Origin of the sequence: Bacillus cereus group sp. MYBK79-1, from assembly GCF_051915365.1 — a bacterium.
Classification (GTDB): domain Bacteria; phylum Bacillota; class Bacilli; order Bacillales; family Bacillaceae_G; genus Bacillus_A.
In genome coordinates this window covers 113248-137356 of record NZ_JBQAEO010000013.1, presented here as the reverse complement: position 1 = coordinate 137356, position 24109 = coordinate 113248, and the positions used below count along the sequence as shown (strand labels likewise).

Genomic DNA, 24109 nt, shown 5'->3' with positions numbered 1-24109 from the left:
TATTAGGCACGCCGCCAGCGTTCATCCTGAGCCAGGATCAAACTCTCCAATAAAGTTAGTTTGTCTAGCATCTAAAAATAAAAATTGACGTTTCACGTTGTTTGTTTCGTTTAGTTTTCAAAGTTCAACATCGCGTTTCAGCGACTTTTATAATATATCATAGTATATTATTTGCGTCAACAAGTTTTTTAGGATAATTTGTATCTCTCATTTGCTGACTCTGCCTATTATATAGAGTTTCCCATTGCTATGCAAGTATTATTATAAAAAAATAAGAGGAGGAAAAATCCCCCCTCTTATTCTTCAGAAGAAACCTCTTCATTAGATTCCTCTTCTTCATCTTTCTGTGCTTTTGCTACCGTCGCTACCTCTTGCTCATCCTCTAATCGAATTAGACGAACACCTTGTGTATTACGTCCCATTTGAGAGATTTGATCAACTGGCATACGAATAATAACACCTGCTGCCGTAATTAACATGATATCTTCTTCACCTGTTACAGACTTAACGGCTACTAATTTACCGTTTTTATCTGTAATATTACATGTCTTCAGACCTTTACCACCACGACTTTGTAGACGGTATTCATCAATAGGTGTACGTTTTCCATAACCATTTTTCGTTACGATTAGAACATTTACATCCTCTTCGACAATTTCCATGCCTACAACTTGATCTTCTTCACCTAATGTAATTGCTTTTACACCAGCCGCATTACGTCCCATAGAACGCACATCTTGCTCGTTAAAGCGAATTAACATACCATTGCTTGTTCCCACAATAATATCCTTATCACCAGATGTTAAACGTACAGATATTACTTCATCCTCTTCACGAAGAGAGATGGCAATTAAACCATTCGTACGTATATTTGCAAATGATGAAAGTGGCGTTCTCTTAGAAATACCTTGTTTTGTTGTGAAGAATAAGAATTCATCGTCACCAAATTCACGAATTGGAATAATGGCGTTAATCCATTCACCCTTATCTACACCTAATAAGTTAATAATAGGTATACCTTTTGCTGTACGACTATACTCTGGGATTTCATATCCTTTCGTACGGTATACTTTCCCTTTATTAGTAAAGAATAAAATATGATCATGCGTAGAAGTAGTTAATAAATGCTCTACAAAATCATCATCATTTGTTCCCATTCCTTGCACACCACGTCCACCACGGTTTTGTGTTTTGTACGTAGAAGCTGGTAACCTCTTAATATAACCATTATGAGTTAACGTAATAGCGATGTTTTGCTCTGGAATCAAATCTTCATCTTCAATAAATTCCATGCCACCAATTGTGATTTCCGTTCGTCTCTTATCATTGAAGCGTTCTTTTACTTCCGTTAACTCTTCACGAATAATCTCAAGAACTTTCTCTTCATCTGCTAAGATTGCTTTTAATTCAGCGATTAACTTCATTAAGTCTTGATATTCTTGCTCAATTTTTTCACGTTCTAATCCTGTTAAACGTTGCAGACGCATATCTAAAATTGCTTGTGCTTGTTTCTCACTTAAACCGAAACGTTCCATTAAGCCTTGTTTTGCAATATCTGCTGTTTTCGAACTACGAATTAATGTAATAACTTCATCTAGATGATCTAGAGCAATTCGTAATCCTTCTAAAATATGAGCACGCGCCTCTGCTTTTTCTAATTCATAAGCAGTACGTCGACGAATTACTACCTTCTGATGCTCCAAGTAATGATATAAATTCTGTTTTAAATTTAGTACTTGTGGCTCTCCATTTACAAGAGACAACATATTAATACCGAAACTTGTTTGAAGTGCTGTATGTTTGTATAGATTATTTAATAGTACATTGGCATTGGCATCACGGCGTACTTCCATAACAATACGCATACCGTTTCGATCTGACTCATCACGTAAATCCGTAATACCTTCAATTTTCTTATCACGAACTAATTCTGCAATTTTTTCAATTAATCGTGCCTTATTAACTTGATAAGGTAGTTCAGTTACGAGGATAGATTGTTTACCATTTGACTTCTCTTCAATTTCAACTTTAGCTCGAAGCATAATAGAGCCTCTACCTGTTTCATACGCTCTTCGAATCCCACTTCGTCCCAAAATTAAACCTGCTGTTGGAAAATCTGGTCCTGGAATAAACTCCATTAATTCCGCAATCGTAATGTCGGGATTATGGCTTAGTGCCAATACGCCATCAATTACTTCACCGAGTTGATGCGGTGGAATATTCGTTGCCATACCAACTGCAATACCCGTCGTACCATTCACTAATAAATTAGGGAAACGCGCTGGCAATACAATTGGCTCTCTTTCAGAACCATCATAGTTATCTTGATAATCAATCGTATTTTTTGAAATATCACGTATTAATTCCATAGAAATCTTAGACATTCTTGCTTCTGTATAACGCATTGCTGCCGCTGAATCACCATCAACAGAACCAAAGTTACCATGCCCATCAACAAGCATATAACGTTGACTAAAATCTTGCGCCATACGTACCATCGTCTCGTAAACAGCTGAATCACCGTGAGGGTGATACTTACCGATTACTTCACCAACAATACGCGCTGATTTCTTATACGCTTTATCAGCTGTAATTCCTAAATCATTCATCGCATATAAAACCCTACGATGCACAGGTTTTAATCCATCACGAACATCTGGTAATGCACGAGATACGATAACACTCATTGCGTAATCTAAAAACGAGGTACGCATTTCATGACTAATATTAATTTCTCGAATTCGTGCTTGTTGTTGATTGTCTGACATCAACGAGCACCTCCTCTTACATTTCCGTTACACATACATTGATTTATATGTAGAAGACAGGAATACTTAGATTCCTGTCATTACCCATTTAAATATCAAGGTTTTTCACGTATTTTGCATTTTCTTGGATAAAGTTACGACGTGGCTCTACTTTATCCCCCATTAAAATTTCAAATGTTTCATCCGCTTCAATTGCATCTTGAAGAGAAACTTGAAGTAATGAACGTACTTCTGGATCCATTGTCGTCTCCCATAATTGAGTTGGATTCATTTCCCCTAGACCTTTATAACGCTGAATCCCTGGCTTAGGTTGGGCTGGTAATTCCGCTAAGATTTTTTCAAGTTCCTTATCGTTATAAGCATATTGAATTTTCTTACCTTGTTGTACTTTAAACAAAGGTGGCTGTGCGATATATATATAACCACACTCAATTATTTGGCGCATATAACGATAGAAGAACGTTAATAATAGGGTACGAATATGCGCACCATCAACATCGGCATCCGTCATAATAATGACTTTATGATAGCGTGCTTTTTCAATATCGAAGTCTCCGCCGATATTTGTACCAATCGCCGTAATAATTGTACGAACTTCATCATTTGATAAAATCTTATCTAAGCGTGCCTTTTCAACATTAATAATTTTACCCTTCAGCGGTAAAATTGCTTGGAAATGACGATCGCGCCCTTGTTTTGCAGAACCGCCCGCAGAGTCACCCTCTACAATATAAATTTCACTAATTGCTGGATCTTTAGAAGAACAGTCTGCCAATTTCCCTGGTAAACTTGAAACTTCTAAAGCACTCTTTCGGCGAGTTAACTCACGAGCCTTTTTAGCTGCGACACGCGCACGCGCTGCCATCGTCCCTTTATCTATAATTTTACGTGCAACATTGGGATTTTCCAGTAAGAACTTTTCAAATGCCTCTGAGAATACTGACTCTGTAATTGTTCTTGCTTCACTATTTCCAAGTTTCGTCTTCGTTTGTCCTTCGAATTGTGGATTTGGATGTTTAATTGACACAATCGCTGTTAAACCTTCACGAACATCTTCACCAGTTAAATTACTATCCGCATCTTTTAAAATATTATTTTTACGACCATAATCGTTGATCACACGAGTTAAGGCTGTTTTAAATCCTACCTCATGTGTACCACCTTCATACGTATGAATATTATTTGTAAATGAGTAAATATGATTTGTGTATCCTTCGTTATATTGAAGCGCAACTTCAACCTGAATACCATCTTTTGAACCTTCTACATATACAGGTTCTTCATGAATCGGCTGTTTTGAACGATTTAAATGTTCAACATATGATTTAATTCCACCTTCATAATGGAATTCTTTCTTCTGTTTATGTTCACGCTTATCTTCAATTGTTAATTTAATATTACGATTTAAAAATGCTAATTCTCGCATACGAGTTGCTAACGTATCAAATTCGTATACTATTGTTTCTTGAAAAATTTCTGGATCTGGTTTAAATCGAGTTATCGTTCCTGTTTGATCTGTGTCACCAATGACTTTTAAATCCGCAACCGGAATACCTCTTTCGTATTTTTGATAATGGATTTTGCCTTCACGATGTACAAATACCTCTAGTTCTGTTGATAGAGCATTTACTACAGATGCCCCAACACCATGCAAACCACCAGAAACTTTATAACCGCCACCGCCAAACTTACCACCAGCATGAAGAACGGTCATTATAACTTCTACAGCAGGACGCCCCATTTTTTCTTGTATACCAACTGGAATACCACGTCCATTATCCGTTACAAGAATACTATTATCTTCTTCGATACTAACGTTAATTTCATCACAATACCCTGCAAGTGCTTCATCAATACTATTATCGACGATTTCCCACACAAGATGGTGAAGTCCTTTTCCACTTGTAGATCCAATATACATCCCAGGGCGTTTTCGAACCGCTTCTAATCCTTCAAGTACCTGTATCTGACTTTCATCATATGAATTTTCTTCCATTTGCTTTTGTTCCATTGACACAAAGATCACCTACTTTTCCATTTAAATAGGGATTACGCCCTATCTATTTCACAATCTACCGTGCCGTTCGTTACATGAATTGTTTTCGCTTCTTTTAATGTTTCGTGTTCAATTCCGTCGACACTCGTCGTTGTCACAAATGTTTGCACTTTTCCTTGAATTGTATTTAACAGATGCGATTGACGATAATCATCTAATTCTGATAATACATCATCCAATAAAAGAATCGGATATTCCTTAACTTCTGAGTAAATCAATTCAATTTCAGCTAATTTTAGGGACAGTGCGGTCGTTCGTTGTTGTCCTTGCGAACCAAAGACTTGAACATTTTTACTATTAACGAAGAATTGTAAATCATCACGATGAGGACCAATTAAAGTCGTACCACGGAAAATCTCACGTTGCTTCACAGATTGAAAATTTTCATAGTATACTTCTTTTATTTTCGACAAATCCATTGATTCTGATACATCTACACTTGGTTTATAGACAATTTCTAATTCTTCTAATCCACGGCTTATACCGCGATGAATTGGAGCTGCCCATTCTTGTAGTAAATGCAAAAATTCAAACCGTTTTTGCAATATTTTTGCACCATGCTCAATAAGTTGAAGTGTAAATACATCCAACATCGTTTCCTCATTTTTACTATTCCCTTGCATCTTTTTTAGCAAGTGATTTCGTTGCGTGAGCACCTTTTGATATTGACTCAATTCATACAAATAGACTGGAGCTATTTGACCTAATTCCATATCTAAAAAGCGTCTTCTTACTTGAGGGCTTCCTTTTACAAGATTTAAATCTTCTGGGGCAAACATGACAACATTCATCATGCCAATATATTGACTCAATTTTTGTTGTTCAAGTTGATTTAATTTTGCCTTTTTACCTTTTTTCGAAATATTTAATTCCAAAGACAAAGAACTATTTCTCTTTTGTAATTTCCCTTTAATTTGACCGAAATCTTCATCCCAACGGATAAGCTCGCGATCATTAGAGGTTCTATGAGATTTCGCCATCGCTAAAACATAAATAGCTTCCATCAAATTCGTTTTCCCTTGCGCGTTTTCACCGATAATCACATTCACTTTATCTTCAAAGGAAAGCTCTAACTTTTCATAATTGCGATAGTTTTTTAATTGTATTTCTGAAATAAACAAAGGGCTCCCCCTTTATGCCTGAACTTGGAAACTTCCGCTTCCTGGAATTTCAATAATATCGTTCGCATATAATTTGCGACCTCTTCTATTTTCAAGTTCTTGATTCACGTACACTTCATATTCTTGTAAAAACCATTTTACAGCGCCACCTGTATCAATTACATCGGCTAACTTTAAAAATTGTCCTAGTGTAATATACTCTGTTGAAATTTTAATACGTTTCATAAAATCGCTCACTTTCTGAAAGTGTTCATTCTTTCATTGTACTAAATAAACTAACATTAGGAAAGTAATACCCAAAAATCAAATAAGGGCTACTAGTATCTGAAAACTAGCAACCCTTACTACTTACTTAGTAAGTACGAACCGGTAAAATTAATTGAATAATGGACTCATCATTTACTGTACGAATTAAGAATGGTCTCATCGCGCCAGTAAAGCTAATTTTAATTTCAGTGCTATCTAAAGCTTTTAGTGCATCCATCATATATTTTGCACTAAAAGATATTTTTAACTCTTCCCCATCTACTTTTTCACATTGAACTTCTTCCACTACTTTCCCGATTTCTGGTGAATTCGAAGAAATTTCTAGCATTTCCTGTTCTAAAGTTGATAATTTCACAACATTATTACGACCATCTCTTGCTAATAGAGAGGCACGATCAATTGCTTGTAAAAATTCTTTTGTGTTTACAAATATATCTGTTTTACTTTCGGCTGGAATTAAACGAGTTGTATCAGGATAATTCCCTTCTAACAATCTTGAGAAGAATAATAAATGCTTTGTACGGAATAATACTTGATACTCCGTAATAACGATATCTACCATTTCTTCAGACTCATCTAGAATTTTGCTTAATTCATTTAAGCTTTTACCCGGAATAACAACATTCGCTTGAAATTCATCTGCGATTCCTTCGATTTTTGCTTTTCGAAGAGCTAACCTGTGGCTATCTGTAGCAATGCAAGTTAATTCGCTGTTATATACTTTCCAGTTTACACCTGTCAAGATTGGTCTTGTTTCAGAAGTGGAAACTGCAAATACAGTTTGTCGGATCATATGTTTTAGTAAATCTGTTGGAATCTTAAAAACATGATGTTCTTCAATTTGTGGTAACAATGGATATTCAGCAGAATCTAAACCATTTAAATTAAACTCTGATTTTCCAGAAATTATTTTTGTCATAAAATGATTTTCTACAGAAATTTCGACAGTCTCTTTAGGTAATTTTTTTACAATCTCACTAAAATATTTTGCTTGTAAAATAATACTTCCTGATTGTGTTACTTCTACGATTTCTTTTCCATCGTCTTCAACTGGGATGAAAGATTCAATAGAAATATCGGCATCGCTTCCTGTTAACGTAACTCCTTCTTCCGTAGCGACAACTTTAATTCCTGTAAGGATCGGAATTGTTGTACGAGAAGAAACAGCCTTCATTACATCTTGTACACTTCTTACAAGATAGTCTTTTTGTATTGTAAAACGCATAAAGAAAAACCTCCGGTAAGTATAATATTTTATTTAATTAATAAAGATAAAAAATAGTAGTAATAGTAATAGGGCCTGTGGATATGTGGATAACCCCGTTGAAGGATGTAAAAACAGTCTATCTACATGTGGATAGACTGTGCGTAAAACAAGGGAAGTTATTCACACTATTCAGCTACTACTTTAAAATATCGTTAATTTCTTCAACTTGCTTTTGTAATTGCGTATCCGTTTTAAGCAGCTTAGAAATTTTTTCATGAGCATGGATAACTGTTGTATGATCACGTCCACCAAATTCTTCACCTATTTTAGGTAAGGAGTAATCTGTAAGTTCGCGTGATAAATACATTGCAATTTGGCGAGGGAAGGCAACTGATTTTGTTCGCTTTTTCGCCTTGAAATCTTCCAGTTTTATTTGATAAACATCCCCGACAGCCTTTTGAATATCATAAATGGAGATAATTTTTGGTTTAGAATTTGGAATAATATTTTTAAGTGCTTCGGCTGCTAAATCAGCATTAATATCTTTGTTAATTAAAGATGAATAAGCCACAACTCGGATGAGTGCACCTTCTAGTTCACGAATGTTTGAATCAATTTGATTTGCAATATAAAGCATAACCTCATTTGGTATATCAAGTCCTTCAGCCTTTGCTTTTTTACGTAAAATTGCAATTCGTGTTTCTAAATCTGGTGGCGTAATATCCGTAATGAGTCCCCATTCAAAGCGAGAACGAAGACGATCTTCTAAAGTTGGAATTTCTTTTGGTGGCCGATCACTTGAAATTACAATTTGTTTACTTTCTTCGTGTAATGCATTGAATGTATGGAAAAACTCTTCTTGAGTTTGTTCTTTTCCTGCTAGAAATTGAATATCATCTATCAATAAAACATCTACATTACGGTATTTATTACGAAAATCGACCGCTTTATTATCACGAATAGAATTAATGAATTCATTTGTAAATTTTTCTGATGATAAATATACAACCTTCGCGTTTGGGTTATGTTCAATTACATAATGACCAATTGCATGCATTAAATGGGTTTTTCCGAGTCCAACGCCCCCGTAAATAAAGAGGGGATTATATGCTTTGGCTGGCGCTTCGGCTACGGCCAATGAAGCAGCGTGAGCAAAACGGTTACCAGAGCCAATAACAAATGTATCAAACGTATATTTTGGATTTAGCATACTCTGTGGTAAATGATTAGAATCATCTTGTGCTGAATTTGGTTTAGAAGGAGGAAGATCAATCTCCTCTTCAGCTTGACTTTGGGGAATAATAAAGCGAATAGCTAATTTTGCCCCAGTTAAATCATAAAGTGTTTCCGAAATTAGCTCTGAATAATGAGATTCTAACCAATCACGAGCGAATTCATTGGGAGCCGTAATTGTTAATACGTCCTTCTTTAAATTATGTGCGGTTGTTGATTTTAACCATGTTTCATAACTTGGTTTACTGACCTTTTTTTCTAGTTCTTTTAAGGCGCTGTTCCATAAATCAGAGATGTTTTCCAAAGGTGTCCCTCCTTTACTAAGATGGTAAAAGAATAAGGTTGCGCAACAAATGTACAACCTAAATAAGTATAAAATGTATATTTATACGAAACGTATTTTAAAACCTAAAAACGTCGTTTGTATATGAGATAGGGTTTTCGACAAAAAAGGCAAATGTGGATAATCATTTACCCACATGTGATTAAAACTGTCCACATGTTATACACAAATTGTGGATAAGATAAAGATGTGGAAAACTTATTCAAAGTGAAAACACAACTATAATATCAAAAAAAAGTAGCTATAGCAATGAATTTAAGAAAGTTATCCACAAAATCAATACCTTGTGGAATAAACTTGTCCACAACACGATATACTGTGTAAAAGTACGAAAAGGGTTTGTGGATATAAAAAACCAAAAAAACATTTATCCACAAGGAAATATAGGCTCTGTGAAAAAGTATGTGAATAGGTTCAAAATGAATATTTGATGAAAATTTCGAGAACCATTGACATTTTCCTAGTTGATTAACTATAATTTATAGGACTGTCTTTAACAGATATTCCTCAGGGAGGTGTCATATAATGAAAAGAACTTACCAACCAAATAAACGTAAGCGCAGCAAAGTACATGGTTTCCGCAGCCGTATGAGCACAGCGAACGGACGTAAAGTGCTAGCAGCTCGTCGTCGTAAAGGAAGAAAAGTATTATCTGCGTAGACCACTGATCGTTCAGTGGTCTTTTTTTCTAATAATAGTGAATTTCCACTGATGAACTACAGGAGTGTCAATTGATATGAAGAAAAAATATCGTATAAAAAAGAATGATGAATTCCAGACGGTTTTTCAAAAAGGAAAATCGAATGCTAACCGTCAGCTTGTTGTCTATCAACTAGATAAGGAAGAGCAGCCAAACTTTCGTATTGGCCTTTCTGTCAGCAAGAAAATAGGAAATGCAGTAGTGCGTAACCGAATTAAACGTATGATTCGCCAGTCGATCACAGAATTAAAAGATGAGATAGATTCTGGAAAAGATTTTGTTATAATAGCAAGGAAGCCTTGTGCAGAGATGACATATGAAGAATTAAAGAAAAGCTTAATTCATGTCTTTAAACGCTCTGGTATGAAAAGAATAAAAAAGTAGCGTAAGGAAATGAATTACACTATATACATACCGAAACAAGGAGGAGCAGGCTTTGAAAAAGAAAATAGGTTTACTAGCCATGGTTATTGCATTAATGGCAATTGCTACTGGCTGTAGTGAAGTGAATCAGCCGATTACACCGAAAAGTACTGGAATTTGGAATGAATATTTCGTATATCCGCTTTCTCAGTTAATTACGTATTTTGCCAACTTATTTGGTAGTAATTATGGTTTAGCAATCGTTGTTACCACTCTTATCATTCGTTTTGCATTATTACCATTAATGATTAAACAAACGAAGAGTACGAAAGCAATGCAGGCGTTACAACCAGAAATGGTGAAGTTAAAAGAGAAATATAGTTCTAAAGATCAAGCAACACAGCAAAAACTACAACAAGAAATGATGCAGTTATATCAAAAAAATGGTGTAAACCCATTAGCAGGATGTTTACCGATATTTATTCAGATGCCTATTTTATTCGCGTTTTACCATGCGATTATGAGAACATCAGAAATTAGTAAGCATACATTCTTATGGTTCGACTTAGGACAGGCAGATCCATTCTATATCTTACCGGTTGTTGCGGCAATTACGACATTTATTCAGCAAAAGCTTGCAATGGCAGGAACAGCTAGTCAAAATCCGCAAATGGCAATGATGCTTTGGTTAATGCCAATCATGATCTTAGTCTTTGCAATTAACTTCCCAGCTGCATTATCACTTTACTGGGTTGTTGGTAATATCTTTGGTATCGCTCAAATGTACTTGATCAAGGGGCCAGAAATTAAGGCTAGTAAGGCAGGAGGATCAAGTAAGTGAGTGTAATTACTGCTAAAGGACAAACAGTCGAGCTGGCAGTACAACATGCTTTAACGCAACTAAATGTTCCAAAAGACCGAGTAGATATAAGTATTATCGATGAGGGTAAAAGAGGGTTCCTAGGTTTATTTGGGAATCGACCTGCAGTAGTAGAAGTTGTATTGAAGAAGGATCCAATTCAAGAATGTGAAGAATATTTAAAAAGTGTTATTCACGATATGGGTGTGGAAGCTGAGATTAGTAAAATTGTAAAAGGACGCGAAGTTGAATTTACAATTTCTGGCGAAAATATAGGTATTTTGATTGGAAAAAGAGGGAATACCTTGAATTCTTTACAGTATTTAACAAAACTTGTGGCGAATCGTAGTACGAAGCAATATATTGGCATCACACTAGATGCTGAAAATTATCGTAGTAAAAGAAAAGGTACATTAGAAGCACTTTCTTATCGATTAGCAAAACAAGTAGTAAGTACGAAAAAAAGAGTTGTGTTGGAGCCTATGCCATCTTTTGAACGAAAGATTATCCACCAAGCATTATCTAATCATCAAAATATCATTACAACTTCTGAAGGAAAAGAACCACATCGACATGTTGTAATATCTTCCAAGTGACCGGTTACTCAATTGAGTGCCGGTTTTTTTGAGGGGAAAATAGGTGTGGATAACTAAAAAACACTAAACTTATCCACTGTGAATAAGTTTAGTGTTTTTTACATGAGGACATAATAAAATGAGTTATTGTTCTTTTGTAGATAGGTTCGTTATGGTATTCTAATAATTTAGTGAAGAAAATAATCATGTTGAAATAGAGATAAATAAGCAAGTGAGGTGAAAGGACATGGAATTTGATACAATTGCCGCGATTTCCACAGCGCTTGGAGAGGGTGCAATTGCCATTGTTCGAGTAAGTGGGGATGATGCGGTTGAAAAAGTTAATCGTATTTTTAAAGGGAAGGATTTAACAGAGGTTCCTTCTCACACAATTCATTATGGTCATATCGTTGATTTAGATACAAATCAGGTGATTGAAGAAGTGATGGTATCTATTATGCGTGCACCAAGGACGTTTACACGTGAAAATATAGTAGAAATTAACTGCCACGGCGGACTTGTTTCGGTAAATAAAGTATTGCAGCTTATTTTAGCGCAAGGAGTACGATTAGCGGAGCCTGGTGAATTTACAAAACGTGCTTTTTTAAATGGCCGTATTGATTTATCACAAGCAGAAGCCGTTATGGATTTAATCCGTGCAAAAACAGATCGTGCAATGAACGTAGCGATTAATCAGATGGAAGGACGATTATCTAAATTAATTGGCCGTCTGCGTCAGGACATATTAGAAACGTTAGCTCATGTTGAGGTAAACATAGATTACCCGGAATATGATGACGTGGAAGAAATGACACATAATATTTTAATTGAGAAAGCTACACATATTCGTGCGGAAATTGCAAAAATATTAGAAACATCGAAGCAAGGAAAGATTTTACGTGAAGGTATTGCTACTGCAATTATCGGTAGACCTAACGTTGGGAAGTCATCGCTATTAAATAGTCTCGTTCAGGAGAAAAAGGCGATTGTAACTGATATTGCAGGAACAACTCGTGATGTTATTGAAGAGTACGTTAATGTGCGTGGTGTACCACTTAAACTTATAGATACAGCCGGGATTCGTGAAACAGAAGATGTTGTTGAACGAATTGGTGTAGAACGTTCAAGAGAAATGATGAGCCAAGCTGATTTAGTGTTAGTTGTCGTTAATTATAGCGAGGCTTTAACGCATGAGGATGAAGATCTATTCCATGCCGTACAAGGAAAAGATTTCATTGTTATTGTAAATAAGACAGATTTATCACAAGCAATCGATATGGAACGTGTTACAGAATTGGCAGCGGGAAATCGTGTTATTACAACATCGTTAATTGAGGAACAAGGAATAGATGAGCTTGAAAAGGCAATAGCTGATTTATTCTTTGAAGGAACAATCGATTCTGCAGATGTGACATATGTTTCTAACGCGAGACATATTGGATTATTAACACAAGCAGGACAAACAATGGGAGATGCAATTGAGGCGATAGAAAATGGTGTTCCAATTGATATGGTGCAAATTGATTTAACAAGAACGTGGGAAATACTTGGTGAAATTACTGGTGATACCGTCCATGAAAGCCTACTTGACCAGTTGTTCTCTCAATTTTGTTTAGGAAAATAATATAGCGATGTTTTAGAAAGATAGAGATTATTAGGAGGAATAAACAATGGGATACAATGCCGGTTCATACGATGTCATAGTAATCGGTGCAGGTCATGCAGGATGTGAAGCTGGTCTTGCGGCAGCACGAATGGGCTCCAAAACATTAATGTTAACAATTAATTTAGATATGGTAGCGTTTATGCCATGTAACCCTTCTGTTGGTGGACCAGCAAAAGGGATTGTTGTTCGTGAAATTGATGCATTAGGCGGAGAAATGGGACGCAACATTGATAAAACGCATATTCAAATGCGTATGTTAAATACAGGTAAAGGACCAGCTGTACGCGCACTTCGAGCACAAGCAGATAAGTTCTCTTACCAGCATGAATTAAAGAAAACAATTGAAGAAACACCAAACTTAACGTTGTTCCAAGGAATGGTTGAGCGTTTAATCGTTGAAGATGGCGAATGTAAAGGGGTAGTTACGCAAGCTGGTGCTGAATATACAGCAAAAACAGTTGTAATTACGACTGGAACATTTTTACGCGGTGAGATTATTATGGGAGATTTAAAATATTCGAGCGGTCCGAATAATCAACAACCATCTATTACTTTATCCGAACATTTAGAGGAACTTGGATTTGATCTTGTTAGATTTAAAACAGGTACACCTCCGCGTGTAAATAGTAATACGATTGATTACAGTAAAACAGAAATTCAGCCAGGTGATGATAAACCACGAGCTTTCTCTTTTGAAACGACACAATTTATTATGGATCAAATTCCGTGTTGGTTGACGTATACAAGTACGGAAACACATCGTTTAATAGATGAAAACCTACATCGCTCAGCTATGTATTCTGGTATGATTAAGGGAACAGGACCTAGATATTGTCCTTCAATTGAAGACAAAGTAGTAAGGTTTAATGATAAACCACGTCATCAAATTTTCTTAGAGCCAGAAGGACGTAATACACAAGAAGTGTATGTACAAGGTTTATCCACAAGCTTACCAGAAGATGTGCAACGTGATATGCTTAGAACAATACCTGGCCTAGAAAACGTTGAAATGATGCGTACAGGTTATGCAATTGAATATGATGCTATTGTGCCAACACAACTATGGCCAACACTTGAAACGAAAAAAATTAAAAATTTATATACAGCAGGACAGATTAACGGAACTTCTGGTTACGAAGAGGCGGCAGGACAAGGGCTTATGGCTGGGATTAATGCAGCATGTCGTTCTTTAGGTAAAAAAGAAGTTATTTTAGGTCGTGCGGATGCTTATATTGGTGTCTTAATTGATGATCTTGTAACGAAAGGTACAAATGAACCATATCGTTTATTGACGTCTCGTGCAGAATATCGCCTATTATTACGCCATGATAATGCCGATCTTCGTTTAACAGAAGTTGGTCGTGAAATTGGATTAATTAAAGAAGAGCGCTATGAGCGATTTACAAATAAAAAATTAAAAATTGAACAGGAAAAGGAACGTTTAGCTAGCATTATTATTAAACCACGTCCTGAAGTTCAAGAATTAATTCGTAGTATTGGCGGAAGTGAATTGAAAGATGGAATACGTGCAAGTGATCTATTACGTCGTCCAGAGATGTCATATGAGCATATTCATCTTTTAGTACCAAGTGAAGTAGAATTAAGTGATGAAATTACAGAACAAGTTGAAATTCAGATTAAGTACGAAGGATATATCGAAAAATCTTTACAGCAAGTAGAGCGTATGAAGAAAATGGAAAACAAAAAAATCCCTGTGGATATTGATTATGATGCGATTTCTAGCCTTGCCTCAGAAGCGAGACAGAAATTGAAAGACGTTCGTCCACTTTCAATGGGGCAGGCTTCACGTATTTCTGGTGTGAATCCAGCGGATGTTTCCATTTTACTTGTGTATATTGAACAAGGAAAAATTGCGCGAGTATCGAACCAATAAATAGTAAGGAGATATTGTTAGATGAACATAGAACAATTTCAATCTATGCTAGAAGAGAAGGGTATCACCCTCTCTTCTAGACAGTTAGAGCAGTTCGAAATCTACTTCGAAACATTAGTAGAGTGGAATGAAAAAATGAACTTAACGGCTATTACGGAGAAAGAGGAAGTATATTTAAAACACTTTTTTGATTCCATTACGGCTGCTTTTTATTACGATTTTTCAAAGCCATTCTCAATTTGTGATGTTGGCGCAGGAGCTGGATTCCCAAGTATTCCTTTGAAGATCTGTTTCCCGCACTTAAAAGTAACAATTGTAGACTCATTGCAAAAACGTATTAACTTCTTAAATCATTTAGCACAAAAGTTGGAGTTAGGTGACGTTGCGTTTTGTCACGATCGTGCTGAAACATTTGGAAAAAAAGAAGGTGTACGTGAATCGTACGATATTGTAATGGCACGTGCAGTTGCGCGTCTTTCGGTATTGAGTGAGCTATGTTTACCACTTGTAAAAGTTGGGGGAACATTCATTGCAATGAAAGGTGCCGCAGCAAACGAAGAAATTGAAAATGGCAAGTATGCTTTAGAGGTGCTAGGCGGGAATTTAAAAGAAATGTCTACGTTCCAATTACCGTTTGAAGAAAGCGAACGTAATATTTTATTAATCGAGAAAAAGCGCAAGACACCAAAGAAATATCCACGCAAACCGGGAACACCCAATAAATTACCTATTGAAAAATAAATCTTATTAGACGTAAGATTAAATTATATAAATGAAAACGTAAATGTTTCATAGGAAACATTTTATGGAGAATAGTCAATAGGCCTAAAAGGTGGTGGAATATGTATGAAAAATACGTTTTCTCGTTTATTTGGCTTTGGAGATAAAGAGAGCGAATTCGAATTACAAGACGAAAGCCATGAAGAAATAGATAAAAAGGTATATGAAGAAATACAAGAAATTCCGATAGTAAATATTACCCCTAACCGTTATCAACCACGAACAGTTTTTGATGATGCGCGTATAGAGGAGCTAGCATTAACGATTCGTACACACGGACTGATTCAGCCAATTGTTGTGAGGCAATATGAGGATGATAAGTACGAGATTATCGCTGGAGAAAGGCGTTTCCGTGCGGCGACAAAGTTAGGGTGGGAAAAGGTTCCTGCAATTATAAAGAACTTAAATGATACAGAGACAGCTTCTGTAGCTTTAATTGAAAACTTGCAACGTGAGGAACTAACAGCAATCGAGGAAGCTGTGGCATATCAAAAGCTAATTGAGTTACATAATTTAACGCAAGAAGCATTGGCACAACGACTTGGAAAAGGACAATCCACAATCGCAAATAAGTTGCGATTGTTAAAGTTGCCTGAAGAAATAAAACGTGCTTTATTAGAAAAAAGCATTACAGAACGTCATGCCCGCGCGCTCATTCCTTTAAAGAATGAGGAATTACAACTGAAGGTTTTGCAGGAAATTGTGGAGAAACAGCTGAATGTAAAGCAAACGGAGGAACGAATTGCGAAATTACTAGAGGAAGCAAAACCGAAGCGTAAGGCAAAGCAAAAAGCAGTAAGTAGAGATACAAGAATTGCCATGAATACAATTAGGCAGTCATTACAAATGGTTGCTGATAGTGGTTTAAATGTTAATTCTGAGGAAGAAGAATTTGATGAGTACTATCAAATTACAATTAAAATTCCGAAGAAAAAATAATAATGGCGTGTTAGAGACCTTATCCTATTGGATAGGTCTCTTTTACTATATTTTCTTGTTAGAAGAAGGAGTTTAGAAATAAATTTTGAAGTTTAATAAGGACGTAAAAGAAAAACTTTTATTTCATGTTACAATAAACGTAATTGTTACTAGAATAAGATAGAAAGGTTGAAAGTAGGTGACATCATGGGAAAAATCATTGCTATTGCCAATCAAAAAGGTGGCGTTGGAAAAACAACAACATCTGTTAATTTAGGGGCTGGATTGGCACAAGTAGGTAAAAAGGTCCTTCTTGTAGATATTGACGCCCAAGGAAATGCAACGACTGGTGTGGGAATTGAAAAATCCGAATTAGATCAATGTATTTACAACGTTCTTGTGGAAGATGCAGATGTTCAAGGGGTTATACGTAAAACCGCAACTGAAAACTTAGATGTTCTACCCGCTACAATTCAATTGGCAGGTGCTGAAATTGAATTGGTACCGACTATTTCCCGGGAAGTACGTTTACAAAGGGCATTACAGCCAGTTCGTGATGAATATGACTATATTATTATCGACTGTCCCCCGTCCTTAGGGTTATTAACGATTAATGCATTAACCGCAGCAGATTCTGTTATTATTCCTGTTCAATGTGAATATTACGCACTAGAAGGATTAAGTCAGCTATTAAATACAGTTCGACTTGTGCAAAAGCACTTAAATAAAAATCTAGCAATTCAAGGTGTATTGCTAACGATGTTGGATGCCCGTACGAATTTAGGGATTCAGGTTATAGATGAAGTGAAAAAATACTTTAGAGATAAAGTATACCGTTCGATTATTCCTCGTAATGTTCGTTTAAGTGAAGCACCAAGTCATGGGAAACCAATTATGCAGTATGACGCTAAATCAAGAGGGGCAGAAGTATATATAGATTTAGCAGAGGAAGTGATTGCAGGTGGCTAAAGGATTAGGAAGAGGAATTAACGTATTTTTTCCTGATTTAGATGTGAAAGAAGAAGAGGCAATTCAGGAGATTGTGATAACTGAATTAAGGCCGAATCCATATCAACCACGTAAACACTTTAATAAAGAGGCAATTCAAGAATTGTCGGCTTCTATTAAAGAGCACGGCATATTGCAACCGTTAATTGCTAGGAAGAGTATTAAAGGATATGAAATTGTTGCAGGTGAAAGAAGATATCGTGCTGCCAAAGAGGCGGGGCTCGAAAAGGTACCCGCTGTTGTAAGACAATTAAATGAGCAGCAAATGATGGAGTTTGCATTGCTTGAAAACTTACAACGAGAAGATTTAAATCCAATGGAAGAAGCAATGGCATATCAAATGTTAATGAATGAGCTAAATGTAACGCAAGAACAATTAGCAAAACGTCTTGGTAAGAGCAGACCTTACATTGCAAACTATACGCGGTTATTAAGCCTCCCTTCTTTTGTGCAAGATATGATTGCAAACGGTCAACTTTCAATGGCCCATGGGAGAACCTTGCTTACGATAAAAGATGAAGAACAATTGAAATCTTTATTAAAACGAATCGAAAAAGAAGGATTAAATGTTCGTCAATTAGAGAAAATTGTTCAGGAGATTAATCAACGCGTTTCACGTGAAACAAAACAAGTAAAAAAAGAGAGAAACATATTTTTCGTAGAACGCGAAACGTTCTTAAGAGAAAAGTTTGGCACAGATGTGAAAATTAAAGAAACGAAAAAAGAAAAAGGTAAAATCGAAATTGAATTTTTTAATAAAGAAGATTTAAATCGTATTTTAGAATTATTAGCGCAGAAAAACTAAAAAGCAAACCATCTTATTATTTATAGATGGTTTGCTTTTTTTAATACAGATAATTTTTGGTCTGTTTCTTTTATGCTTTGTGCAATTACATCAGCCATTTTCATGACTAAACTTAACCTTGTATTTTGCAGGACGAAAAACTCCATAAAACCATTTAAATTTACGATGCCATGAATATGTAAATCACCAACTGCAGGTAATTTCTTGTTCATCGCAGCTCCAGGTTTACTAGGACCCATTCCGGTAGTGATGGAACCGATACTTTGAGACTTTCCTAAACAGGCATCAACCGCAATTATAAATGAAGTAGAATTATCTTTCTGTATATTCTGAATTTTTTCCTCTAAATTTAGCGCATGCACTGGCTCATCTAGTGTGCCGAACACTTGGAAGTTTTTAATTCCTACTTGTTCTAGTTTCGTGCCGACTAACGGACCGAGTGCATCGCCTGTAGAACGATCTGTTCCGATACAAACGAGAATAATCGGTATATTTGTTTTAATAGGGATATGGGAAAGTAAGAAGTTACTAATTGTCTCGGAGGCTTCTACGTCTTGATGCATAACATTTTGAGTTTCTTTTTCGAAAAAGGGTAAGCGAAAACTTCCAATATTCATGAAGCATCCATCCTTTTAATAAATTTTCAAAATATGTTATATGGTGAGTGAAATGGAAAACTATAAGTGCGTACTTCCTGTAAAACTTGAGTGAAAACGGAAATAATAGTACTAGTATATATATATTCGTTCCATTTTATACCTGCATGGAAGTTAACAAATGCAATTAAAGTCATAAAAATTTTTTCAGAAATCAGGGTGACTTCTGATACAATGAGAAGGATAATTAAAAAGAAATTTTAGCTGGAGAGGTAGAGGTACATGGATTTAGCGTTGAAATGGTTTGAGTCCATTGATTGGACGAATATAGGTGTGAAATCACTAAAAATAGTCGTTATTTTAATACTTGGTGCAATTATTGTGCGAGTTGCGCGTGCAATTGTACGAAATGCGTTTCGTATGGGAAGCCGTTCGCCAATTCAAATTTCAGAACGTCGTACAGTTACGGTAGCGAAGTTACTTGAAAATATCGTGGCATACGTTGTTATGTTCATTATGTTAATTGCGATTTTGGGTGTGTTTAATATTAATGCATCTGGTTTATTAGCGGGTGCCGGGGTAATTGGTTTAGCAGTCGGATTTGGTGCTCAAAGTTTAGTGAAAGATGTTATTACGGGATTATTTATTTTGCTAGAAGATCAATTTTCAGTAGGTGACTATGTAAAAATTGGTCAGTTTGAAGGTGTCGTTCTAGAAATTGGACTTCGTACAACAAAAGTAAAGAGTTGGACAGGCGAAATTCATACTTTACCAAATGGAAGTATCATTCAAGTTACGAACTATTCCGTTAGTAATAGTGTAGCATTTGTTGATGTATCCATTTCGTATGAGGCTGACATAGCGAAGGCGGAGCAAGTCATTGAAGATTTATTAGTAGAATTACCTGCACAGTATGCGCAAATGGTAACAACGCCTCAGTTATTAGGTGTGCAAACATTGGCTGCATCAGAAGTTATATTACGTGTGATTGCGGAAGTAGAGCCGATGCAACATGCGGTTGTTGCAAGAGCACTTCGTAAAGAGATTAAAAATCGTCTAGATTTACATGGAATTGAAATTCCATATCCACGTATGGTTTTATATAATCGTGAAGAATTGGTTAGTGGAAAAGCAATTTAGTATGGAGAGGGGTTTAGAGAATGGAGCAAAAGCAATATAACTTGTACGATGTTGTGGAAATGAAGAAAGCCCACCCATGTGGTGAGAATCGATGGAAGATTATTCGTATGGGAATGGATATCCGCATTAAGTGCGAGGGATGTGACCATTCAGTAATGATTCCTCGAAGAGAATTTGATCGTAAGGTGAAAAAAATACTTGTGAAGCACGAAGAATAGAGAGAAAGTAACAGTTGCAATGGGTAGCTGTTACTTTTTTCGTTTGGAGGAAACTTGTCATTTTTTTCGTTACTATCTATAATGATGAAAGATTGAGACATAGGAGTGAAAAATATGGGATTAACGGCTGGGATTGTTGGATTACCTAATGTAGGGAAGTCAACTTTATTTAATGCAATTACACAAGCAGGAGCAGAATCTGCAAACTATCCATTCTGTACAATTGATCCAAACGTAGGGATTGTAGAAGTACCAGATGAGCGTTTAAATAAATTAACGGAATTAGTAGAACCGAAAAAAACTGTTCCGACTGTATTTGAGTTTACTGATATTGCAGGTATCGTAAAAGGTGCTAGTAAAGGTGAAGGGTTAGGAAATAAATTCTTATCTCACATTCGCCAAGTAGATGCGATTTGCCAAGTTGTTCGTTGTTTTGAAGACGAAAACATTACACACGTTTCAGGGAAAGTAGATCCAATCGATGATATTGAAACAATCAACTTAGAGCTAATCTTAGCGGATTTAGAGTCTGTTGATAAACGTATCGAACGTGTTGCGAAATTAGCAAGACAAAAAGATAAAGAAGCGGTATATGAGCATGAAATTTTAGTTCGCTTAAAAGAAGCTTTTGAAGAGGGAAAACCAGCTCGTACTGTTGAATTTACAGAAGAGCAAATGAAGATTGTTAAAGGTCTTCATTTACTTACAACGAAAGAAATGTTATACGTAGCAAACGTAAGTGAGGACGATATTATCGATCCTTCTGAAAACAAATACGTACAAATGGTAAAAGAGTTTGCTGCAAATGAAAATTCTCAAGTAATCGTTGTATGTGCAAAAATCGAAGAAGAAATCGCTGAGCTAGACGAGGAAGAGAAAAAAGTATTCCTTGAAGAACTAGGCATTGAAGAGTCTGGTTTAGATCAATTAATTCGTGCTGCATATGATTTATTAGGACTTGCTACTTACTTCACAGCAGGTGTGCAAGAAGTACGTGCATGGACGTTTAAACAAGGTATGAAAGCACCACAATGTGCTGGCGTAATTCATACAGACTTTGAGCGTGGATTTATTCGTGCGGAAACAGTTTCTTACGAAGACTTAATGACAAACGGTTCTATGACAGCTGCAAAAGAAGCTGGTAAAGTTCGTTTAGAAGGAAAAGAGTATATCGTAAAAGACGGAGACGTTATGCACTTCCGCTTCAACGTTTAATTTAATATTTCCTAGGAAAAATAAAGATATGAGCTTGGCGAATATATTATGTGTTTGCCAAGTTTTTTATGCATGGGTGAGTTGATTCATCTAGCTTACTATGATATAATCTAAACTCGTGAGTAATTACTATAAATTAATTGCTCCTTGCCCATTATGGGCCGTTTAGACCAAAAGGAGGTGAAAGTGTAATGAGAAAGTACGAAATTATGTACATCATTCGTCCTGGCGTTGAAGAAGAAGCTCAAAAAGCTTTAGTTGAACGTTTTGCAGGTGTTTTAACAAACAATGGTGCAGAAATCATTAACACGAAAGAGTGGGGTAAGCGTCGTTTAGCTTACGAAATCAACGACTTACGTGAAGGTTTCTACATGATCTTAAACGTGAACTCTAACGCAGAAGCGATTAATGAATTCGACCGTTTAGCTAAGATCAACGAAGACATCCTTCGTCATATCGTTGTTAAAGAAGAAGAAAAATAATTGATATATAAGGGAGAGTGGTTCGATTGATGAATCGTGTTATCCTCGTTGGTCGTTTAACTAAGGACCCTGACTTACGTTACACGCCCAATGGTGTTGCAGTAGCTACTTTTACGTTAGCTGTGAATCGCGCATTTGCGAATCAACAAGGTGAGCGTGAAGCTGACTTTATTAATTGTGTAATATGGCGTAAACAAGCAGAAAACGTAGCAAATTATTTGAAAAAAGGTAGCTTAGCAGGCGTAGATGGACGTCTTCAAACTCGTAATTACGATGGACAAGATGGTAAACGTGTATATGTAACAGAAGTTCTTGCGGAAAGCGTACAATTTTTAGAGCCGCGTAATGGCGGTGGGGAGCAACGTGGTTCATTTAATCAGCAACCATCAGGAGCTGGTTTCGGTAACCAAAGCTCTAACCCATTTGGTCAATCTAGTAATCCAGGAAACCAAGGTAACTCTGGATTTACTAAGAATGACGATCCATTTTCGAATGTTGGTCAACCAATCGACATTTCGGATGACGATTTACCATTTTAATGGTATAAATCGGCTATTTTTAACAAAGAATGGAGGGAATAGACATGGCAGGACGCAAAGGTGGACGTGCGAAACGTCGTAAGGTGTGTTTCTTCACATCTAACGGCATCACTCGCATTGACTATAAAGATGTTGATTTATTAAAACGTTTCGTTTCTGAGCGTGGTAAAATTTTACCTCGTCGTGTAACAGGAACAAGCGCAAAATACCAACGCAAACTTACAGTTGCAATTAAACGTGCTCGTCAAATGGCACTTTTACCATATGTTGGTGAATAATAGCGTATGAAATGCACAGTAGAGTCGGACTCTACTGTGCATTTTGCTATGCTTTTCTTTTTTTGAAAGAGAGGTTAGATGATGAAAAATACGAAATTTATTACTGAAGGTGCAGCACTGTTAGCGATATATGCAATGTTATTGCTTATATCTATGTACGTTCCAATTTTAGGTGCAGTTGTAACGTTTGCGTTGCCATTGCCGTTTATATTGCTAACGATAAGATATAGATTATCTAACGCCTTTGTAATTTTTACGGCGGCGCTTTTTATTACTGTTATTGTCAGTCAACCGATGAACTTAGTAAAGACAACTATGTTTGGATTGATAGGTATCATTTTAGGATATATGTATAAAAAACGAAAAAAGCCGGTAGAAATTTTGATGGCGGGGACGCTTGCGTACTTAATTGGTATTATGCTCATTTATGTTGCAAGTATAAAGTTTTTTAACATAGATTTAATGAAGCAAATGCAAAATATGTTTAATGAAAGTATGGCGCAAAGTGAAAAGATAGTCACTGCTGCTGGTATGCCGATTAGTAAAGAGCAAAAAGAATTATTTGCACAATTTAATGATGTGTTACAAACGTTATTCCCAAGTTTACTTGTAATGGTCTCGGTATGTTTTTCTTGGATTACAGTTATGATATCAGGTAGTGTTTTGAGAAAACTAAAGCATGGCGTTATACCTTGGCCTAAATTTAAAGATATACAATTACCAAAGAGTATTGTTTGGTATTACGTTATATTTATTTTGCTATCAACTTTTATAAAAGTAGAACCGACATCATATTTACATATGGTATTTTCTAACCTATATGTCATATTTGCTTTACTACTAGTACTGCAAGGTCTGACGTTTATCGCTTTTCTAGCGCATAGTAAAGGTTTTACGAAAGGGGTTCCTATTATTAGTTTTATTGCCTGCATGTTTATTCCGATGCTGTTTCCTCTTGTGACAATCTTAGGTATAATTGATTTAGGGATTTCATTGCGTTCTAAAATAGGAGGATAAAGTAATAGTCCTTATACTATTTTAATCTGTTTAACTAACTGGAAGGTGAGTTAGTTTTACT

General features: G+C 36.0%; 24 protein-coding genes. 17 read left to right on the top strand and 7 right to left on the bottom strand.

The annotated features are described in order from the left end of the window. Nucleotides 1-296: 296 nt before the first annotated feature. The 6 genes from gyrA to dnaA form a co-directional block, all read right to left on the bottom strand. Nucleotides 297-2768, bottom strand: a complete 2472-nt coding sequence (gyrA, locus tag ACTFOB_RS19750; RefSeq protein WP_242253492.1) for a DNA gyrase subunit A — start codon at nucleotides 2766-2768, stop codon at nucleotides 297-299. 88 nt (nucleotides 2769-2856) lie between these two features. After that, nucleotides 2857-4779, bottom strand: a complete 1923-nt coding sequence (gyrB, locus tag ACTFOB_RS19745; protein WP_061679590.1) for a DNA topoisomerase (ATP-hydrolyzing) subunit B — start codon at nucleotides 4777-4779, stop codon at nucleotides 2857-2859. Nucleotides 4780-4817: 38 nt separating this feature from the next. Then, nucleotides 4818-5945: a DNA replication/repair protein RecF gene (recF, locus tag ACTFOB_RS19740; protein WP_000470743.1), complete on the bottom strand. Its 1128-nt coding sequence runs from the start codon at nucleotides 5943-5945 to the stop codon at nucleotides 4818-4820. 12 nt (nucleotides 5946-5957) lie between these two features. After that, on the bottom strand, nucleotides 5958-6170 hold the full coding sequence (yaaA, locus tag ACTFOB_RS19735) for a S4 domain-containing protein YaaA (protein WP_000821366.1): 213 nt from the start codon (nucleotides 6168-6170) through the stop codon (nucleotides 5958-5960). 127 nt (nucleotides 6171-6297) lie between these two features. Next, the gene (gene dnaN, locus ACTFOB_RS19730; RefSeq protein ID WP_076541180.1) at nucleotides 6298-7437 is read right to left on the bottom strand and encodes a DNA polymerase III subunit beta; all 1140 of its coding nucleotides are present in this window, start codon (nucleotides 7435-7437) and stop codon (nucleotides 6298-6300) included. A 178-nt stretch (nucleotides 7438-7615) separates the two neighbouring features. Further along, a complete protein-coding gene (gene dnaA, locus ACTFOB_RS19725) occupies nucleotides 7616-8956 on the bottom strand; it encodes a chromosomal replication initiator protein DnaA (RefSeq protein ID WP_000428027.1) in 1341 nt (446 codons plus the stop codon). Nucleotides 8957-9520: 564 nt separating this feature from the next. Between dnaA and rpmH the strand changes: the two genes are divergently transcribed. From rpmH to spo0J, 10 genes are all read left to right on the top strand, one after another. After that, on the top strand, nucleotides 9521-9655 hold the full coding sequence (gene rpmH / locus ACTFOB_RS19720) for a 50S ribosomal protein L34 (RefSeq protein ID WP_000831901.1): 135 nt from the start codon (nucleotides 9521-9523) through the stop codon (nucleotides 9653-9655). A gap of 76 nt (nucleotides 9656-9731) precedes the next feature. Continuing rightward, nucleotides 9732-10079, top strand: a complete 348-nt coding sequence (gene rnpA, locus ACTFOB_RS19715; RefSeq protein ID WP_076541182.1) for a ribonuclease P protein component — start codon at nucleotides 9732-9734, stop codon at nucleotides 10077-10079. A gap of 52 nt (nucleotides 10080-10131) precedes the next feature. Then, nucleotides 10132-10899, top strand: coding sequence for a YidC family membrane integrase SpoIIIJ (spoIIIJ, locus tag ACTFOB_RS19710; protein WP_440027382.1), 768 nt, complete (start codon nucleotides 10132-10134; stop codon nucleotides 10897-10899). Then, nucleotides 10896-11513, top strand: a complete 618-nt coding sequence (jag, locus tag ACTFOB_RS19705) for an RNA-binding cell elongation regulator Jag/EloR (RefSeq protein WP_440027384.1) — start codon at nucleotides 10896-10898, stop codon at nucleotides 11511-11513. Before spoIIIJ ends, jag begins: the two co-directional genes overlap by 4 nt. Before the next feature lie 226 nt (nucleotides 11514-11739). Continuing rightward, on the top strand, nucleotides 11740-13116 hold the full coding sequence (gene mnmE, locus ACTFOB_RS19700; protein WP_440027386.1) for a tRNA uridine-5-carboxymethylaminomethyl(34) synthesis GTPase MnmE: 1377 nt from the start codon (nucleotides 11740-11742) through the stop codon (nucleotides 13114-13116). A gap of 46 nt (nucleotides 13117-13162) precedes the next feature. After that, the gene (gene mnmG, locus ACTFOB_RS19695) at nucleotides 13163-15052 is read left to right on the top strand and encodes a tRNA uridine-5-carboxymethylaminomethyl(34) synthesis enzyme MnmG (RefSeq protein ID WP_440027388.1); all 1890 of its coding nucleotides are present in this window, start codon (nucleotides 13163-13165) and stop codon (nucleotides 15050-15052) included. Nucleotides 15053-15073: 21 nt separating this feature from the next. Further along, nucleotides 15074-15793 (top strand): 16S rRNA (guanine(527)-N(7))-methyltransferase RsmG, encoded by a 720-nt coding sequence (rsmG, locus tag ACTFOB_RS19690; protein ID WP_076541192.1) that lies wholly within the window; start codon nucleotides 15074-15076, stop codon nucleotides 15791-15793. Between the two features lie 105 nt (nucleotides 15794-15898). Continuing rightward, on the top strand, nucleotides 15899-16771 hold the full coding sequence (gene noc / locus ACTFOB_RS19685) for a nucleoid occlusion protein (RefSeq protein WP_076541195.1): 873 nt from the start codon (nucleotides 15899-15901) through the stop codon (nucleotides 16769-16771). 186 nt (nucleotides 16772-16957) lie between these two features. Then, nucleotides 16958-17719: a sporulation initiation inhibitor protein Soj gene (soj, locus tag ACTFOB_RS19680; RefSeq protein WP_000516117.1), complete on the top strand. Its 762-nt coding sequence runs from the start codon at nucleotides 16958-16960 to the stop codon at nucleotides 17717-17719. Continuing rightward, nucleotides 17712-18563 carry a stage 0 sporulation protein Spo0J gene (gene spo0J / locus ACTFOB_RS19675; RefSeq protein WP_001051814.1) on the top strand — a complete coding sequence of 284 codons (852 nt, stop codon included), beginning with the start codon at nucleotides 17712-17714 and terminating at the stop codon, nucleotides 18561-18563. Before soj ends, spo0J begins: the two co-directional genes overlap by 8 nt. 20 nt (nucleotides 18564-18583) lie before the next feature. On the opposite strand, the gene yyaC is transcribed toward spo0J, so the two are convergent. Next, nucleotides 18584-19180, bottom strand: coding sequence for a spore protease YyaC (gene yyaC / locus ACTFOB_RS19670; protein ID WP_440027393.1), 597 nt, complete (start codon nucleotides 19178-19180; stop codon nucleotides 18584-18586). A 261-nt stretch (nucleotides 19181-19441) separates the two neighbouring features. Here yyaC and ACTFOB_RS19665 point away from each other — a divergent pair, with 261 nt between their 5' ends. The 7 genes from ACTFOB_RS19665 (at nucleotide 19442) to ACTFOB_RS19635 (ending at nucleotide 24048) form a co-directional block, all read left to right on the top strand. After that, nucleotides 19442-20299, top strand: a complete 858-nt coding sequence (locus ACTFOB_RS19665) for a mechanosensitive ion channel family protein (RefSeq protein ID WP_097863888.1) — start codon at nucleotides 19442-19444, stop codon at nucleotides 20297-20299. A 20-nt stretch (nucleotides 20300-20319) separates the two neighbouring features. Next, nucleotides 20320-20517, top strand: a complete 198-nt coding sequence (locus ACTFOB_RS19660; RefSeq protein ID WP_000436051.1) for a DUF951 domain-containing protein — start codon at nucleotides 20320-20322, stop codon at nucleotides 20515-20517. Between the two features lie 114 nt (nucleotides 20518-20631). Then, on the top strand, nucleotides 20632-21732 hold the full coding sequence (gene ychF / locus ACTFOB_RS19655) for a redox-regulated ATPase YchF (protein ID WP_000524656.1): 1101 nt from the start codon (nucleotides 20632-20634) through the stop codon (nucleotides 21730-21732). Nucleotides 21733-21923: 191 nt separating this feature from the next. After that, nucleotides 21924-22214, top strand: a complete 291-nt coding sequence (gene rpsF / locus ACTFOB_RS19650; RefSeq protein ID WP_001233781.1) for a 30S ribosomal protein S6 — start codon at nucleotides 21924-21926, stop codon at nucleotides 22212-22214. A 26-nt stretch (nucleotides 22215-22240) separates the two neighbouring features. Next, on the top strand, nucleotides 22241-22753 hold the full coding sequence (ssb, locus tag ACTFOB_RS19645) for a single-stranded DNA-binding protein (RefSeq protein ID WP_225990150.1): 513 nt from the start codon (nucleotides 22241-22243) through the stop codon (nucleotides 22751-22753). A gap of 44 nt (nucleotides 22754-22797) precedes the next feature. Continuing rightward, nucleotides 22798-23031: a 30S ribosomal protein S18 gene (gene rpsR / locus ACTFOB_RS19640; RefSeq protein ID WP_000918874.1), complete on the top strand. Its 234-nt coding sequence runs from the start codon at nucleotides 22798-22800 to the stop codon at nucleotides 23029-23031. Between the two features lie 81 nt (nucleotides 23032-23112). Continuing rightward, the gene (locus tag ACTFOB_RS19635) at nucleotides 23113-24048 is read left to right on the top strand and encodes a YybS family protein (RefSeq protein WP_440027397.1); all 936 of its coding nucleotides are present in this window, start codon (nucleotides 23113-23115) and stop codon (nucleotides 24046-24048) included. Nucleotides 24049-24109: the final 61 nt, after the last annotated feature.

Bases quoted from the DNA above. Each gene is read 5' to 3' on its own strand.
- yaaA (WP_000821366.1), bottom strand. From the start codon at position 6,170: ATGAAACGTATTAAAATTTCAACAGAGTATATTACACTAGGACAATTT.
- ACTFOB_RS19665 (WP_097863888.1), top strand. From the start codon at position 19,442: ATGGATTTAGCGTTGAAATGGTTTGAGTCCATTGATTGGACGAATATA.
- gyrB (WP_061679590.1), bottom strand. From the start codon at position 4,779: ATGGAACAAAAGCAAATGGAAGAAAATTCATATGATGAAAGTCAGATA.
- yyaC (WP_440027393.1), bottom strand. From the start codon at position 19,180: ATGAATATTGGAAGTTTTCGCTTACCCTTTTTCGAAAAAGAAACTCAA.
- rnpA (WP_076541182.1), top strand. From the start codon at position 9,732: ATGAAGAAAAAATATCGTATAAAAAAGAATGATGAATTCCAGACGGTT.
- soj (WP_000516117.1), top strand. From the start codon at position 16,958: ATGGGAAAAATCATTGCTATTGCCAATCAAAAAGGTGGCGTTGGAAAA.
- noc (WP_076541195.1), top strand. From the start codon at position 15,899: ATGAAAAATACGTTTTCTCGTTTATTTGGCTTTGGAGATAAAGAGAGC.
- ychF (WP_000524656.1), top strand. From the start codon at position 20,632: ATGGGATTAACGGCTGGGATTGTTGGATTACCTAATGTAGGGAAGTCA.
- gyrA (WP_242253492.1), bottom strand. From the start codon at position 2,768: ATGTCAGACAATCAACAACAAGCACGAATTCGAGAAATTAATATTAGT.
- mnmE (WP_440027386.1), top strand. From the start codon at position 11,740: ATGGAATTTGATACAATTGCCGCGATTTCCACAGCGCTTGGAGAGGGT.
- ACTFOB_RS19635 (WP_440027397.1), top strand. From the start codon at position 23,113: ATGAAAAATACGAAATTTATTACTGAAGGTGCAGCACTGTTAGCGATA.
- rsmG (WP_076541192.1), top strand. From the start codon at position 15,074: ATGAACATAGAACAATTTCAATCTATGCTAGAAGAGAAGGGTATCACC.
- mnmG (WP_440027388.1), top strand. From the start codon at position 13,163: ATGGGATACAATGCCGGTTCATACGATGTCATAGTAATCGGTGCAGGT.
- rpmH (WP_000831901.1), top strand. From the start codon at position 9,521: ATGAAAAGAACTTACCAACCAAATAAACGTAAGCGCAGCAAAGTACAT.
- rpsF (WP_001233781.1), top strand. From the start codon at position 21,924: ATGAGAAAGTACGAAATTATGTACATCATTCGTCCTGGCGTTGAAGAA.
- dnaN (WP_076541180.1), bottom strand. From the start codon at position 7,437: ATGCGTTTTACAATACAAAAAGACTATCTTGTAAGAAGTGTACAAGAT.
- rpsR (WP_000918874.1), top strand. From the start codon at position 22,798: ATGGCAGGACGCAAAGGTGGACGTGCGAAACGTCGTAAGGTGTGTTTC.
- ACTFOB_RS19660 (WP_000436051.1), top strand. From the start codon at position 20,320: ATGGAGCAAAAGCAATATAACTTGTACGATGTTGTGGAAATGAAGAAA.